Source organism: Pseudomonas sp. SH10-3B (genome assembly GCF_019891415.1).
Lineage (GTDB): Bacteria > Pseudomonadota > Gammaproteobacteria > Pseudomonadales > Pseudomonadaceae > Aquipseudomonas.
The window spans coordinates 129,826-143,957 of record NZ_JAFLXD010000007.1; the positions used below are offsets into that span (position 1 = coordinate 129,826).

General features: G+C 62.7%; 16 protein-coding genes. 14 read left to right on the plus strand and 2 right to left on the minus strand.

What is annotated here, in order from left to right; translation table 11 throughout:
- Positions 1-73 precede the first annotated feature (73 nt).
- On the minus strand, positions 74-979 hold the full coding sequence (hpaA, locus tag J1G35_RS08140) for a 4-hydroxyphenylacetate catabolism regulatory protein HpaA (RefSeq protein ID WP_053139647.1): 906 nt from the start codon (positions 977-979) through the stop codon (positions 74-76).
- A 179-nt stretch (positions 980-1,158) separates the two neighbouring features.
- Between hpaA and J1G35_RS08145 the strand changes: the two genes are divergently transcribed.
- The 8 genes from J1G35_RS08145 (at position 1,159) to hpaI (ending at position 8,493) form a co-directional block, all read left to right on the plus strand.
- Positions 1,159-1,827, plus strand: a complete 669-nt coding sequence (locus tag J1G35_RS08145; RefSeq protein WP_053139649.1) for a fumarylacetoacetate hydrolase family protein — start codon at positions 1,159-1,161, stop codon at positions 1,825-1,827.
- Positions 1,824-2,594 (plus strand): fumarylacetoacetate hydrolase family protein, encoded by a 771-nt coding sequence (locus J1G35_RS08150; RefSeq protein WP_053139651.1) that lies wholly within the window; start codon positions 1,824-1,826, stop codon positions 2,592-2,594. The genes J1G35_RS08145 and J1G35_RS08150 overlap by 4 nt, the downstream gene beginning before the upstream one ends.
- Before the next feature lie 5 nt (positions 2,595-2,599).
- Entirely contained in the window at positions 2,600-4,060 is a 1,461-nt protein-coding gene (gene hpaE / locus J1G35_RS08155) for a 5-carboxymethyl-2-hydroxymuconate semialdehyde dehydrogenase (RefSeq protein ID WP_223014461.1), read from the plus strand.
- A 148-nt stretch (positions 4,061-4,208) separates the two neighbouring features.
- Positions 4,209-5,066 carry a 3,4-dihydroxyphenylacetate 2,3-dioxygenase gene (hpaD, locus tag J1G35_RS08160; RefSeq protein ID WP_053139655.1) on the plus strand — a complete coding sequence of 286 codons (858 nt, stop codon included), beginning with the start codon at positions 4,209-4,211 and terminating at the stop codon, positions 5,064-5,066.
- A 45-nt stretch (positions 5,067-5,111) separates the two neighbouring features.
- Entirely contained in the window at positions 5,112-5,504 is a 393-nt protein-coding gene (locus J1G35_RS08165) for a 5-carboxymethyl-2-hydroxymuconate Delta-isomerase (protein WP_065947992.1), read from the plus strand.
- Positions 5,505-5,555: 51 nt separating this feature from the next.
- On the plus strand, positions 5,556-6,860 hold the full coding sequence (locus J1G35_RS08170) for an MFS transporter (RefSeq protein ID WP_223014463.1): 1,305 nt from the start codon (positions 5,556-5,558) through the stop codon (positions 6,858-6,860).
- A 12-nt stretch (positions 6,861-6,872) separates the two neighbouring features.
- Positions 6,873-7,676, plus strand: coding sequence for a 2-oxo-hept-4-ene-1,7-dioate hydratase (gene hpaH / locus J1G35_RS08175; protein WP_053139661.1), 804 nt, complete (start codon positions 6,873-6,875; stop codon positions 7,674-7,676).
- Between the two features lie 13 nt (positions 7,677-7,689).
- Entirely contained in the window at positions 7,690-8,493 is an 804-nt protein-coding gene (gene hpaI / locus J1G35_RS08180; RefSeq protein WP_223014465.1) for a 4-hydroxy-2-oxoheptanedioate aldolase, read from the plus strand.
- Positions 8,494-8,572: 79 nt separating this feature from the next.
- Here hpaI and hpaR read toward each other — a convergent pair whose 3' ends face one another.
- The gene (hpaR, locus tag J1G35_RS08185) at positions 8,573-8,995 is read right to left on the minus strand and encodes a homoprotocatechuate degradation operon regulator HpaR (protein WP_223014466.1); all 423 of its coding nucleotides are present in this window, start codon (positions 8,993-8,995) and stop codon (positions 8,573-8,575) included.
- Between the two features lie 240 nt (positions 8,996-9,235).
- On the opposite strand from hpaR, the gene J1G35_RS08190 reads away from it, so the two are divergent.
- The 6 genes from J1G35_RS08190 (at position 9,236) to J1G35_RS08215 (ending at position 14,111) form a co-directional block, all read left to right on the plus strand.
- Complete coding sequence (locus J1G35_RS08190; RefSeq protein ID WP_223014468.1) at positions 9,236-10,534, plus strand: FAD-binding oxidoreductase; 1,299 nt, start codon at positions 9,236-9,238, stop codon at positions 10,532-10,534.
- Between the two features lie 31 nt (positions 10,535-10,565).
- Positions 10,566-10,931, plus strand: a complete 366-nt coding sequence (locus tag J1G35_RS08195; protein ID WP_115488033.1) for a cupin domain-containing protein — start codon at positions 10,566-10,568, stop codon at positions 10,929-10,931.
- 57 nt (positions 10,932-10,988) lie between these two features.
- Positions 10,989-11,648 (plus strand): LuxR C-terminal-related transcriptional regulator, encoded by a 660-nt coding sequence (locus J1G35_RS08200; protein WP_053139668.1) that lies wholly within the window; start codon positions 10,989-10,991, stop codon positions 11,646-11,648.
- An 85-nt stretch (positions 11,649-11,733) separates the two neighbouring features.
- A complete protein-coding gene (locus J1G35_RS08205; protein ID WP_053139669.1) occupies positions 11,734-12,555 on the plus strand; it encodes a molybdenum cofactor biosynthesis F family protein in 822 nt (273 codons plus the stop codon).
- The gene (locus J1G35_RS08210; protein ID WP_223014470.1) at positions 12,548-13,348 is read left to right on the plus strand and encodes an SDR family oxidoreductase; all 801 of its coding nucleotides are present in this window, start codon (positions 12,548-12,550) and stop codon (positions 13,346-13,348) included. Before J1G35_RS08205 ends, J1G35_RS08210 begins: the two co-directional genes overlap by 8 nt.
- A complete protein-coding gene (locus tag J1G35_RS08215) occupies positions 13,341-14,111 on the plus strand; it encodes an SDR family oxidoreductase (protein WP_223014479.1) in 771 nt (256 codons plus the stop codon). The genes J1G35_RS08210 and J1G35_RS08215 overlap by 8 nt, the downstream gene beginning before the upstream one ends.
- Positions 14,112-14,132 lie beyond the last annotated feature (21 nt).

The window sequence follows — 14,132 nt, forward strand, 5'->3', positions numbered from 1 at the left end:
TCGCACCGCGGCGATGCGCATGATGATCCGTAGAAGATCAACAAGACCACGGTGCGAAGCCCCTATGCCTGGCTCAACGCAACCCCGATTGGCGCTGGCGGTACTCCCCCGGCGTGAGCTGTGCGTAACGCTGGAAAAAACGACTGAAATAGGCCGGGTCCTTGAACCCCAGCTGATAGCAGATCTCGTTGGCCGAGCTGCCGGTAAACAGCAGCAGGCGCTTGGCTTCCTGCATCAGGCGCTCCAGGATCAGGCGCTTGGACGGCAAGTCGGCAATGCGTCGGCACACATCATTGAGCCGTGCTTCTGTCACCCCGATGCCCTCGGCATACCGCGACAACGGCCAGTGTTGCTGGTAGTGCACTTCGATCAGCTCATTGAAGCGGTGGAAGATTTTCAAGTCTTCGTGCCTGGCGGGGGTGGCTTTCAACGAGTGGGAGCAAAGCCGCAACAGGCTGATCATGATCAACCGCGTCAGGCTGTCCAGGGCCGCACTGCGCCCGGAACGCTGGGCTTTCACTTCTTCGCTCAGTTCCTCGAACAGATAATCCAAGCGGCGGATATCCCCCGCGTATTGCGGCTCCAACTGCGCCAGGGCGACACACGCGGCCGGCAATTGCGCACCGGCCGGTGCCAGGCTGGCGTCGGCTTCGATCAGTTGCCACACCAGTTGCTGACGCACCGTCAGCACGTGCCCGTCACTGTCGGCCTCGGTCACAAACGAGTGCGGGACCGTGGGTGGCGTGAGGAAGAACATCGGCCCGGATTCGACGTATTGCTGGTCGTCCAGGTACACGCGCACGGTGCCGCTTTTTACGTAGTGAACCTGGAAAAACCGGTCATGCCGGTGAACGGGCATGTTGCGCCCGAAGAAATCCGCCAGGTTCGCCAGTTTGTCGTAGTGGACTTCAGCATCGCTGTAGCGCTGGTCGTACACCTGGCCAATGTTGATGTTCGGGATGGGTTGACGGTCGCTCATCGCACGCTACTCGTTTTTATTGTGATTGCTGCAGTGCAGCAGCGCTCATCCTGCACCGATTTGGGCGGCACAACCACCGCACAAACAGTCTGCCACCCTTGACGATAGTTAACATCTTAATTATAACTGTTAACACATTAACTAAATACAGGGCCCCCACGGCTCTGCCAGGAGAAAGCATGAGCCGCGCCTTGCATGACGTCGCGACTGGCACCCTTTTCGGTGTCGCGCTGAACTACCAGGGGCTGCTCAAGCAGCGCCTCGCCGAGTTCGAACAGCCGCCGTATCAGAAACCGCCGGTCAAGCCGGTGCTGTTCATCAAGACGCCCAACACACGCAACCAGCACGGCGCCGAGGTGGTGCATCCAGGCCAGGGCGAACGCTTGCAGCCTGGGCCGGCATTGGGGGTGGTGATGGGCAAGAGCGCCAGCCGCGTCAGCCCGGCCGAAGCCCTCGATTACGTGGCCGGCTACACCCTCGTCAATGAGTTCAGCCTGCCGGAAGACAGCTACTACCGCCCCGCCGTCAAAGCCAAATGCCGCGATGGTTTCTGCGCCATCGGGCCCGAGCTGATACCCACGGCGCAGGTCTCGAACCCGCACAATCTGGCGATCACCCTGTACGTCAACGGCGAGATTCGCCAGCAAAACACCACGGCCAACTTCGTGCGCAACATTCCATTGCTGATCGCCGAGATCAGCGAATTCATGACCCTGCACGCAGGCGATGTGCTGATCACCGGCACTCCCGAAGGCCGGGTGGATGTGCAGCCGGGCGACACCGTGGAGGTCGAGATCAGCGGCCTGGGCCGCCTGGTCAATCACATCAAGGCGGAGGAACTCTCATGAAACACGCCCGTATTCGCTTTGAAGGTGAAGTCCATTCGGTACAGGTCGAAGCTGAAAACGCCGTACGCCTGGCTGACGGCCGCCTGCTGGCCGAAGACCAGGTGCAATGGCTGCCACCGGCGACCGGCAGCATGTTCGCCCTGGGCCTGAACTATGCCGACCACGCCGCTGAACTGGCTTTCAAGCCGCCGACCGAACCGCTGGCGTTCATCAAGTCCGTGGGCACGTACACCGGCCACAACCAGGTGACCTGGCGCCCGGATAACGTCGCCTACATGCACTACGAGTGCGAGCTGGTGGCCGTCATCGGCAAGCCGGCGCGCAACGTCAAGCGCGAAGACGCCCTGGATTACCTGGCGGGCTACACGGTGTGCAACGACTACGCCATTCGCGACTACCTGGAAAATTACTACCGGCCCAACCTGCGCGTGAAAAACCGCGACGCCACCACGCCTGTCGGCCCATGGATCGTCGATGTAGCCGATGTGCCGGACCCAGCCAACCTGAAACTGCGCACCTGGATCAACGGCGAGCTGCGCCAGGAAGGCAGCACCCAGGACATGATTTTCGACATTCCCTACCTGATCGAATACCTGTCCAGCTTCATGACCTTGCAACCCGGCGACATGATCGCCACCGGCACGCCCGAAGGCCTGGCCGACGTCGTGCCTGGCGATGAAGTGATTGTGGAAGTCGAAGGCGTAGGCCGCCTGGTTAACCGAATTGTCAGCGAAGCGGCGTTCTTCAGCGCCCGTAAAGAGGCTTGAGCAGCATGATCAAACATTGGATCAACGGCCGTGAGGTCGAAAGCAAAGACGTGTTCGTCAACTACAACCCGGCCACCGGCGAAGCCATCGGCGAAGTGGCCAGCGGTGGCGCCGAGGAAGTCGCGCAAGCCGTGGCCGCGGCCAAGGAAGCCTTCCCGAAATGGGCAGGCACCCCGGCCAAGGAACGAGCGCGCTTGATGCGCAAGCTGGGTGAACTGATCGAACAGAACGTGCCGCACCTGGCCGAACTGGAAACCCTCGACACCGGCCTGCCGATCCACCAGACCAAAAACGTGTTGATTCCACGAGCCTCGCACAACTTCGATTTTTTCGCCGAAGTCTGCACGCGCATGGACGGCCACAGCTACCCGGTCGATGACCAGATGCTCAACTACACCCTGTACCAGCCGGTGGGTGTCTGCGCGCTGGTCTCGCCGTGGAACGTGCCGTTCATGACGGCCACCTGGAAGACCGCGCCATGCCTGGCCCTGGGCAATACCGCCGTGCTGAAAATGTCCGAGCTGTCACCGCTGACCGCCAATGAACTGGGGCGCCTGGCGGTGGAGGCCGGGATTCCAAACGGCGTGCTCAACGTCATCCAGGGTTACGGCGCGACTGCCGGTGACGCCCTGGTGCGCCACCCCGATGTACGCGCGATTTCATTCACCGGCGGCACCGCCACCGGCAAGAAAATCATGCAAACCGCCGGGCTGAAAAAGTACTCCATGGAACTGGGCGGCAAGTCGCCGGTGCTGATCTTCGAAGACGCCGACCTGGAACGTGCCCTCGACGCCGCGCTGTTCACCATCTTCTCGCTCAACGGCGAACGCTGCACCGCCGGCAGCCGGATCTTTATCCAGGAAAGCGTGTACCCGCAGTTCGTCGCCGAGTTCGCCGCGCGCGCCAAACGCCTGATCGTCGGCGACCCGCAAGACCCGAAAACCCAAGTCGGCTCGATGATCACCCAGGCCCACTACGACAAGGTCACCGGCTACATCAAGATCGGTCTCGAAGAAGGCGCCACCCTGCTCGCCGGTGGCCTGGAGCGCCCGGCCAACCTGGCGGCGCACCTGAGCAAAGGTCAGTTCATCCAGCCCACGGTGTTCGCTGACGTGAACAACACTATGCGTATCGCCCAGGAAGAAATCTTCGGCCCGGTGGTGTGCCTGATTCCGTTCAAGGACGAAGCCGAAGCGCTGCAGCTGGCCAACGCCACCGAGTACGGCCTGGCGTCTTACATCTGGACCCAGGACATCGGCAAGGCGCATCGTCTGGCCTATGGCATCGAAGCGGGCATGGTGTTCATCAACAGCCAGAACGTGCGCGACCTGCGCCAGCCGTTCGGCGGCGTGAAGGGTTCCGGCACCGGCCGTGAAGGCGGCCAGTACAGCTTCGAAGTGTTCGCCGAGATCAAGAACGTGTGCATTTCCATGGGAAGTCATCACATCCCGCGCTGGGGCGTGTAACCCGGACACAACAACGCGTCCTGTAGGAGCGAGCTTGCTCGCGAAGAATCCGCAGGCGCCGCCGGCTAACAGAAGTGCTGCGTTATCGTTGATGTTTTTCGCGAGCAAGCTCGCTCCTACAAAAGAATAAATACTCAGGAGAATGATCATGGGCGAAGTAGTTCTGGCAGCAAAGATCTGCCACGTACCCTCAATGTATTTGTCGGAGCTGCCTGGCAAGCACCACGGCTGCCGCGAAGCGGCGATTGCCGGGCACAAGGAAATCGGTCGGCGCGCCCGCGAGCTGGGCGCCGATACCGCCGTGGTGTTCGACGTGCACTGGCTGGTCAACAGCGCCTATCACGTCAACAGCGGCGAGCACTTCAAAGGCATCTACACCAGTAACGAACTGCCGCACTTCATCAAGAACATGGCGTACGAATACCCCGGCTGCCCGGAGCTGGGCGAGCTGATCGCCGCCGAGGCCAACGCCGCCGATGTGCGCACCCTGGCCCACAACATCCCGAGCCTGGAGCTGGAATACGGCACCCTGGTACCGATGCGCTACATGCATATGGGCGTACCGGACGAGCAGACATTCAACGTCGTTTCGATTGCCGCCTGGTGTGCCTGGCATCGCCTGCAAGACAGCTTCACCTTCGGCGCCGCCGTGCGCCGGGCCATCGAGAAGAGCGACCGCAAAGTCGTGGTGCTGGCCTCCGGGTCGCTGTCACACCGCTTCTCCGACGACCGCAATGCCGAAGCCAATATCCATAACTGGACGCGCGAATTCGACAAACAGGTCGACCTGCATGTGGTGGAACTGTGGCGCCAGGGCCGCTGGAAAGAGTTCTGCGCCATGCTCCCGGACTACGCCGAGCATTGCTTTGGCGAAGGCAAGATGCACGACACCGCCATGCTCCTGGGTTTGCTCGGCGGGCCGGACTACGACAAGCCGGCCGAGATCATCACCGCGCCCTTCGGCAGCTCGGGCACCGGGCAGATCAACGCCATTTTCCCTGTTTGACCGCATGGCCGCGCGGCATCCCCGCGCGGCCTGAAGGAGCCGTTCATGCCTCACTTCATCGCTGAATACACCGACAACATTGAACAGCAGGCGGACCTGCCGGGCCTGTTCGAAAAAGTCCACGCCAGCCTGGGCGCCAGCGGCGTGTTTCCCCTGGGCGGCATCCGCAGCCGTGGCGTGCGCCTGGACACCTGGCGCATGGCCGACGGCAAGCATGACTACGCCTTCGTGCACATGACGTTGAAGGTCGGCCATGGCCGCGACCTGGCCACCCGGCAGCACGTCGCCGAGCGCCTGTTCGAGGTCATCACCCAGCACTTCGCCGATCTTCAGGCCCAGCGCCTGCTGGCCTTGTCGTTTGAAATGATCGAACTGCACGAGCAGCTCAACTTCAAGCAGAACAACGTGCATGCGTTCCTCAAGGCGCAGGTCGGTTAAGGCGCCCTGCCCGTTCACACCCTCGGCCTCTCAGATAAAAAGTATAAAACCATGAGCACAGCCCATACCGCCGACAACCTCGGCCAGGTCGCACGCGACCGCACTCACAGCACCATCACCTGGCGGCTGATGCCGTTGTTGCTGATCTGCTACCTCTTCGCCCATCTCGACCGCATCAACATCGGCTTCGCCAAGATGCAGATGAGTACGGACTTGAACTTCAGCGACACCGTCTATGGCTTCGGCGCCGGCCTGTTCTTCGTGGCCTACGCGCTGTTCGGCGTGCCCAGCAACATGGCCCTGGACCGAGTGGGCCCCAGGCGTTGGATTGCCACGCTGATGGTGGTGTGGGGCGTGCTGTCGACCTGCATGTTCCTGATCGACAGCGCCATGGGTTTCTATGTGCTGCGTTTTTTGCTGGGCGTGGCCGAAGCCGGTTTCTTCCCGGGCATCCTGGTGTTTCTAAACCGCTGGTACCCGGCCGGCCGTCGTGCTCAGGTTACCGCCTTGTTTGCCATCGCGGTGCCGATGGCCGGGGTGATCGGCGGTCCGCTTTCCGGCGGCATCCTTGAACACTTTCACGACCTGGGCGGCCTGCGCGGCTGGCAATGGATGTTCGTCATCGAAGGCGCCCCCGTGATTCTGCTCGGGCTGGTGGTGCTCAAGTGCTTGCCGGACAGCTTCGAGACGGTCAAGTGGCTGGCGCCGGAACAGAAGCAACAACTGCGCGAGCAACTGCACCGGGAAGAACACCGCAAATCGATCACCTCGTTTTCGGCGATTCTCAGCAACCCGCAGGTGTGGCTGCTGGTGGCGGTGTACTTCGCGGTGATGCTGGCGGTCAACACCCTGGCGTTCTGGATGCCGACGTTGATCCACGGCGCCGGCATCGGCAGCGACGGCAAGGTCGGCCTGCTCAGTGCGGTGCCGTACCTGGCCGGGTGTTTCTTCATGATCGGCTGTGGGCGCTCGTCCGACCGCCAGCGTGAACGCCGCTGGCACCTGTGTGTGCCCTTGCTGATGTCGGCCGCCGGCATTGCCATCGCCGGGCTCGCCCCCGCCAACCCGGCCGTGGTGCTGGGCGGCCTGATCGTCGCCGGCATGGGCGCCAGCGCGGCGTTGCCGATGTTCTGGCAACTGCCCCCGGCGTTCCTGTCCAACAGCACCCAAGCCGCCGGGATCGCCCTGATCAGTTCGTTCGGCAGCATCGCGTCATTCTTCGCGCCCTACCTGATCGGCTGGATGCGCGACACCACCCAGAGCGCCAGCCTGGCCCTGTACGTCCTGGCGCTGCTCATTGCTCTCGGGGGCTTGCTGGTGCTGCGCACCCGAGCGGCCATCGTCAACCCTCAATAAGAGACTCTTGCCATGCTTGATCAATCACTCATTTTGCAAGCCGCCGCGCGCCTCGACCAGGCCGAACGTTCACGCGAGCAGGTGCGCCAGTTTTCCCTCGATCACCCGGCGATCACCCTCGACGACGCCTATGCCATCCAGCGCGCCTGGGTCGCGCAAAAAATCAAGGACGGGCGCAAGCTGGTCGGCCACAAGATCGGCCTGACCTCCCGGGCCATGCAGGTCTCGTCCAACATCACCGAGCCGGATTACGGCGCGTTGCTGGACGATATGTTCTTCGATGAAGGCACCGACATCCCCTTCGAGCGCTTTATCGTGCCGCGCGTCGAGGTGGAGCTGGCATTTATCCTGGGCAAACCGCTCAAGGGGCCGAACGTGACGGTGTTCGATGTGCTCGACGCCACCGAATGGGTAATCCCGGCGCTGGAGATCATCGATGCACGCATCCAGCAGGTCGACCCGCACACCAAGGCGACCCGCAAGGTGTTCGACACCATCTCCGACAACGCCGCCAACGCCGGCGTGGTCATGGGCGGGCGGGCCGTGCGCCCCACCGAGATCGACTTGCGCAAGGTGCCGGCGGTGCTCTACCGCAATGGCGTGATCGAAGAGTCCGGCGTCTCCGCCGCCGTGCTCAATCACCCGGCAAAGGGCGTGGCCTGGCTCGCGAATAAACTGGCCGCCTATGACGTCACCCTGCAACCCGGGCAAATCATCCTGGGTGGCTCCTTCACCCGTCCGGTGGCTGCCAACCCTGGCGATACCTTCCATGTCGACTACGACATGCTGGGGTCGATTGCCTGCCGATTCGTTTAACGGGAGAGTGCTCATGGACATGCCTATCAACACCTTCAAACGTCGCCTGCGCAGCGGTGAAGCCCAGATCGGCCTATGGCTGGGTCTGGCCGATGCCTATTGCGCGGAACTGGCCGCCAATGCCGGTTTCGATTGGCTGCTGATCGACGGCGAACATGCGCCCAACGACCTGCGCGGCATGCTCGGCCAGCTCCAGGCCGTGGCGCCCTACCCTAGCCATCCGGTGATTCGCCCGGTGATCGGCGACACCGCGTTGATCAAGCAAGTGCTCGACATTGGCGTACAAACCTTGCTGGTGCCCATGGTGGAGAGCGCAGAACAGGCGCGGACGCTGGTGAAAGCCATCCACTATCCGCCCAGGGGCGTGCGCGGCGTCGGCAGTGCGCTGGCCAGGGCTTCACGCTGGAACAGCATTGCCGGTTACCTCGACCACGCCGATGAGCAGATGTGCCTGCTGGTGCAGATCGAAAACCGCGAAGGCCTGGCCAACCTGGATGCGATTGCGGCGGTGGAAGGCGTCGACGGTGTGTTTATCGGGCCGGCAGACCTGAGCGCCTCGATGGGCCATCGCGGCAACCCCGGCCACCCTGAGGTGCAGGCGGCAATCGAAGACGCCATCGCGCGCATCCGCAGCGCCGGCAAAGCCGCCGGCATTCTCAGCGCCGACCAGGCACTGGCCCGACGCTACATCGAACTGGGTGCGGCGTTCGTGGCGGTGGGCGTGGACACCACCGTGCTGATGCGCGGGCTGCAAAGCCTGGCGGCGGCCTTCAAGGATTCACCGGCGCCTGCCAGCGCGGCCGGCGCTATCTACTAGGGAGTGCGAACGAAAAGTGACCTGTGGCGAGGGAGGCCGGCTCGCCACAGGCTTATCTGACCGGCATGCCGGCCTCGGCTCAGCGCTTGAGGGTTTTCAACTCGTTGAGCAAGGTCAGCAACGTCTGCAACTTCTCCTCGCCAAACCCCGCCTGCAAGCGCTGGTAATTGGCTTCCATGCTCTGGCTCATCGAGTCGAAACAGGCTTGGCCCTTCTCGGCCAGCCGCACCAGCACGCGGCGTTGATCCTGTTGCGCCTTGCGCCGTTCAACCATGCCCGCCGCTTCCATGCGCACCAGCACGCCGGTCATGCTCGGCTTGAGGATGCACGCCAACTCGGCCAGGCGGTTGATCTCAAGCTCATCGTGCTGGTTCAAGATCCGAATGACCCGCCATTGCTGCTCGGTCAACCCGTGTTGATTGAGCGAAGGACGGAAAAACCCCATGGCGGCTTCACGCGCATGGAGCAAAGTGAGGGTCAGGGATTGGCGCGGTTTGGGCATGGGGGGGCGGCGTCGCAATTAGTTAACAGATTAACAACATTCTAGCATTGGCAATTGTTCCCCGTGTGCGGCTTTACCGCGCGGCCGGATTCAGGATTGATTATTGGCAGCCACGGTCAAGAGCCGAGGCACACAGAATCAAGACACCTACCGCTCGGAAGGCACTTAATACACCCCAACAGGCACAGAGCTTCGTGTCGGCTCTGCAGTGAGTTTCCCTTCACTTTTCCAGGCTGCGCCATGATCAATATCGAAACGCCGACCTACTACTCGGCAACCAAGAAATACAACCTCAGCTTCCCCACCCTCGAACAGGACGTGGAAGCCGATGTGGTGGTGATTGGCGGCGGTTTCTCCGGCATCAACACCGCACTGGAACTCGCCGAAAAAGGCATCACCAATATTGTGGTGCTCGAAGCGCGCTACCTGGGCTTCGGCGGTACGGGCCGCAATGGCGGGCAGATCATGGCGGGGATCGGCCATGACCTGGAGAAGATCAAGAACCAGGTCGGCGACGAAGGCCTGCGCCAGATCTTTGAAATCAGCGAGCTGGGTGCCGGCATCATCAAGGATCGCATCGCCAAGTACGCGATCGACGCCGACTTCTGCCACGGCTACGGCTACATGGGCTTCAACGCCCGCCAGGAAAAAACCCTGCGCGCCTGGGAGAAGGACTTCAAGTCGATCAACACCAAGGACGAAATCCGCTTTATGGCGGGGCCCGAGGTCAAGCAGATCATCGGTTCCGACGCCTATACCAGCGCGCTGCTGCACATGGGCGGCGGGCACGTGCACTCGCTGAACCTGCTGCTGGGCGAAGCCAAGGCCCTGGCCGGCCACGGTGTGCGCATCTTTGAGCACAGCCCGGCCCTGGAAGTCAGTTATGGCGAACGCATCACCGTGCGCACCGGCCGAGGCTCGGTCAAAGCCTCCAAGTTGCTGTGGGCCTGCGACAGTTTTCTCAACAAGCTGGAACCGGAACTGCACAAGACCACGGTCAATACCTACGCCTTCCAGTTGATGACCGAGCCGTTGTCGGACGAGATGATCAACCGCATCAGCCCGATACGCGGCGCCTACAGCGATATTCGCCCGGTGATCGACTACTACCGGGTCACCAACGAAAACCGCTTGCTGTTCGGGGCCGCCACGCCTTTCGTCGAGCACATCCCGCTGGACCTCAAGGCCTGGAACCGCAACCTGATGCTGAAGATTTTTCCCTACCTCAAGGACGTGAAGATCGACCTGGCGTGGGGCGGGCCAATGGCGACCGGGGCCAACCTGTTCCCGCAGATCGGCACGCTCAGCGGGCGCCCGAATGCCTTTTATGTGCAGGGCTACGCCGGCTTCGGGGTCACGCCCAGCCACATCATCTGCAAGGTCCTGGCCGAGGGCATGAGCGAAGGCTCGTCGCGCTATGACCTGATCAGCGCGGTCAAGCATGCGCAGATCCTGGGCAAGGACCATATCCGCCCGCTGCTGCTCACGGCCGGCAAAAGCCTTCATCAACTTTCGGGCTACTTCAACGGTCGCCGTTGAGCCCCGCTGTTTCATTCACAGGAGAACTGCCATGCCCGTTACCACCCTGAAGAAAGACATCCAATTATCGGACCTCGATGCCTGGGGCACCGTTGCCGATCTCGGTTCCGAGATCCTCGAAGGTGAAGTCAAAGCCTTTGGCAAAATGACCTTCGGCGCACCAACCGACGCCGTCAGCAGCGCCTATTTCGGCACCACCCAAGGCAAGTTCCGGATGGTCTACCCGTTCGCCGAACAAGCCACGGTGGTCACCGGCGAAGTGGTGCTGACCGACGAAAGCAGCGGCCAGAGCACCCGTTACAAGGCGGGCGACAGCTGGTTCGTGACCAAGGGCACGCCGGTGCTGTGGGAGGTGGTAAGCGAGAGTTTTGTGAAGCACTATTTCGCGGTAGTCTGATCGCTCCCCTCTGCCGGCTTCGGCCGGCAGCGTTTTTTACGGCGCAGGTGACTGACCATGCACGCCATCCCCGCTCAGGAAGTCGCCGGCCATTGCCTGCAGGCTTTCACTCAACTGGTGCCCGCCAGCCAGGCAGCGTTCTATTGTGTCGACCGCCAACTGCAAGCCCGCGATTTCAGGCTGCAAGGCATGAGCGGTGAGATGCACCGCGACTACCTGGACAACTACCGCCAATTCGACCCGTTGCAACCGCGCAATTGCCTGTCCAGCGGGCTGGCGGTGGTGCCGCTGGGTTTTGCCATGGCCCGCCAGCCGCTGCGTGACAGTCGCCGCTATCAAGACTTCCTGCAGCGCTACGGTGTGGTCGATGTGGTGGAGATCGTCGCCCATCGCGCCGACCAGCCCCAGGCGGCCATCTCCTTGCTGCGCACGGCGGAGCAAGGGGTGTTCACCATCGACCAGTTGGCTCAGCTCAATGCCTTGCAGGCGTTGCTGCAAATGGCGGTGGCCAATATGCAGCCCTGCGACGATGCGCTGGCCGGTCTCACGCCCAAAGAGCGGCAGATTGCCTGGTTATTACGTCAGGGCGCGAGCAACAAGCAACTGGCCCTGGAGCTGGACGTCGGCCTGCCGACCATCAAGACGCACTTGATCCACCTGTTTCGCAAAACCGGTGTGAGCAGCCGTACCGAACTGGTCGCCGCGCTGTTTCTTTAAGCCGCCTCAACCCTTTGGTTGATAGGCGAGCCAGGTTGCCAACCGCATGATCCGGGGTGTCCATTCCCTCAACCGGAGCCATGCAATGACCACTTCATCCGACTGGATCACCGTAGGCGCCCTCGCCGACGGTTTTGCCCCCGACGCGTTTATCCTGCCCAACCTTGCCGACCTCAACGGCAAGGCCTTCACCCTGCACTTCGCCAACGGCTGGCAGATCGAGCATCGCTTCGACACCGAGCAGCTGCACTGGCACGCCGCCGACGGTCACTCCAGCGGCTCGGCCGCCTACCGCGCCACCTCGGTACGCCCGGGCCTGTACCTGGTCGATTTCATCAAGCATGAAGCCGGCCAGGCCTGGTCGATCAGCCTGGTGCTGGACACCACCACGTCGTCGTTCACCGCCGTGATCGGGCGCATGCCGGACCGCGAACAAACCGAGCAAGGCCTCTATAGCCGTGCCCTGGCCGGCAAGGCCTTGACCTCGGTGGACGTGGACTTCCTGCACGGCAGCCTGGATCAACCCTGGCAGCCGGGCCAATGCCCGCACGCGCCCACCCAGGAACTCACCGGCCTGCGCAATATGTATCGCTACAGCCCCAGCGAAGTCTACGAGCACATTTACCTGAACGATCAGTTCTATGCCTGGCAATGCCTCAAGGGCGTGGAGCAAGGGCTGTGCGATACCGATCGCTGCCACTACTACAAGATCGCCGATCAGCTGTACCTGTTCGTCTGGCGCGAAAAGATCATCCCGACCCTCGGCCTGGTCCTGATCGACCTGCAACAGCACCGCAGCGACGGCAAGATCTTCGGCTATGCCGGCGCGTCGTTCGATGAGCTGTCGAACTTTCCGGTCAGCTCCTACTGCCAAGTGCTCAACCGCACGGAGTATCCCGATGCCTGATCCACGCACCGTTGTCATCACCGGTGCCGGCACGGGCATCGGTGCCGCCTGCGCGCGCTTGTACGCCGCCGAAGGGGCCAACCTGGTGCTCATCGGCCGTCGCCGCGAGCCGCTGGAGCAGGTTGCGCAGGGCACCGGCGGCCTGGTGCTGGTCGGCGATGCGGCCTGCCCGGCCACCTGGGAGGGATTCGTTGCGCAGATTGGTCAACGCTACGGCCGCCTCGATGTGCTGCTGGCCTGCGCCGGCGGGCATGGCGTGGGCAGCGCCACCCAGACCAGCCCACACACTTGGGAGGCGGCCTTGCGCAGCAACCTGGACAGCGCGTTCTACAGCGCTCGCGCCTGCCTGCCGCTACTGATAGAAAGCGCTGGCAATATCGTGCTGCTCGGCTCCATCGCCTCGCTGGCCGCCGGACCCGAAGTATGCGGCTACACCACCGCCAAGCATGCGCTGCTCGGGCTCAATCGCTCCCTGGCCCGGGATTACGGGCCACGTGGTGTGCGGGTGAACGCGGTGTGCCCGGGCTGGGTTACCACGCCGATGGCCGACGAGGAAATGCAGCCGCTGATGAGCTTCCATGGCGACACCCTGCAGCAAGCCTATGCCCGCGTATGCGCCGACGTGCCATTGCGGCGTCCCGCCAGTGCCGAGGAAATCGCCAAGGTGTGCCGCTTCCTGGCGAGCCCCGACGCCGCGATCATCACCGGGGCCAGCGTGGTCGCCGATGGCGGGTCGAGCATCGTCGATGTGCCCACACTGGCTTACGTCCATATGGAGCGTGTACATGCCTGAAGACTTGGATTTCAGCGGCAAGACCGTGCTGGTCACCGGCGGCGCCCAGGGTATCGGCCAGGCCATCGTCGAGGCGTTCGCCTGGCGTGGCGCCCGCGTAATGATCGCGGACCTGCGCCTGGCACAAGCCCAGGCATTGGCCGAAGGCTTGCGTGCGCGAGGCTGCCAGGTCGAGGCCATCGCGCTCGACCTGGCCGACGCGACTGCGGTGTTCGAAGGCATCAAGGCCATCGAACAGGACGAGGGCCGCCTGGATATTCTGGTGCACAACGCCGGCTACTTTCCGTTGACCCCGTTCGCGCAGATCACCCCGGCCATTCTTGAGCGCACGCTGGCGGTGAATCTCTCGGCCCTGTTCTGGCTGACCCAGGCCGCCTTGCCGATGTTTCAACGCCAGGGCGGTGGCTGCGTGCTGGTCACCTCATCGGTCACCGGGCCACGGGTCGCCTATGCCGGACTCAGTCACTACGCGGCGTCCAAGGCAGGGGTCAACGGCTTTATCCGCAATGCAGCACTGGAGCTGGCGACTTACCAGGTGCGCGTCAACGGCGTCGAGCCGGGGATGATTGCCACACCGGCCATGGATAACCTGGGCGACAGCCAGGTCAATGCCGACATCGCCAGCCGCGTGCCACTGGGACGGCTCGGTGCCGCTCAGGATATTGCCGGGGCGATGCTGTTCCTGGCCTCCGACCTGGCGGCCTACATCACCGGGCAGACCATCGTGGTGGACGGCGGCTCGACGTTGCCTGAGGTGAAATGACCTCTGTCGGGGTGTAAACCG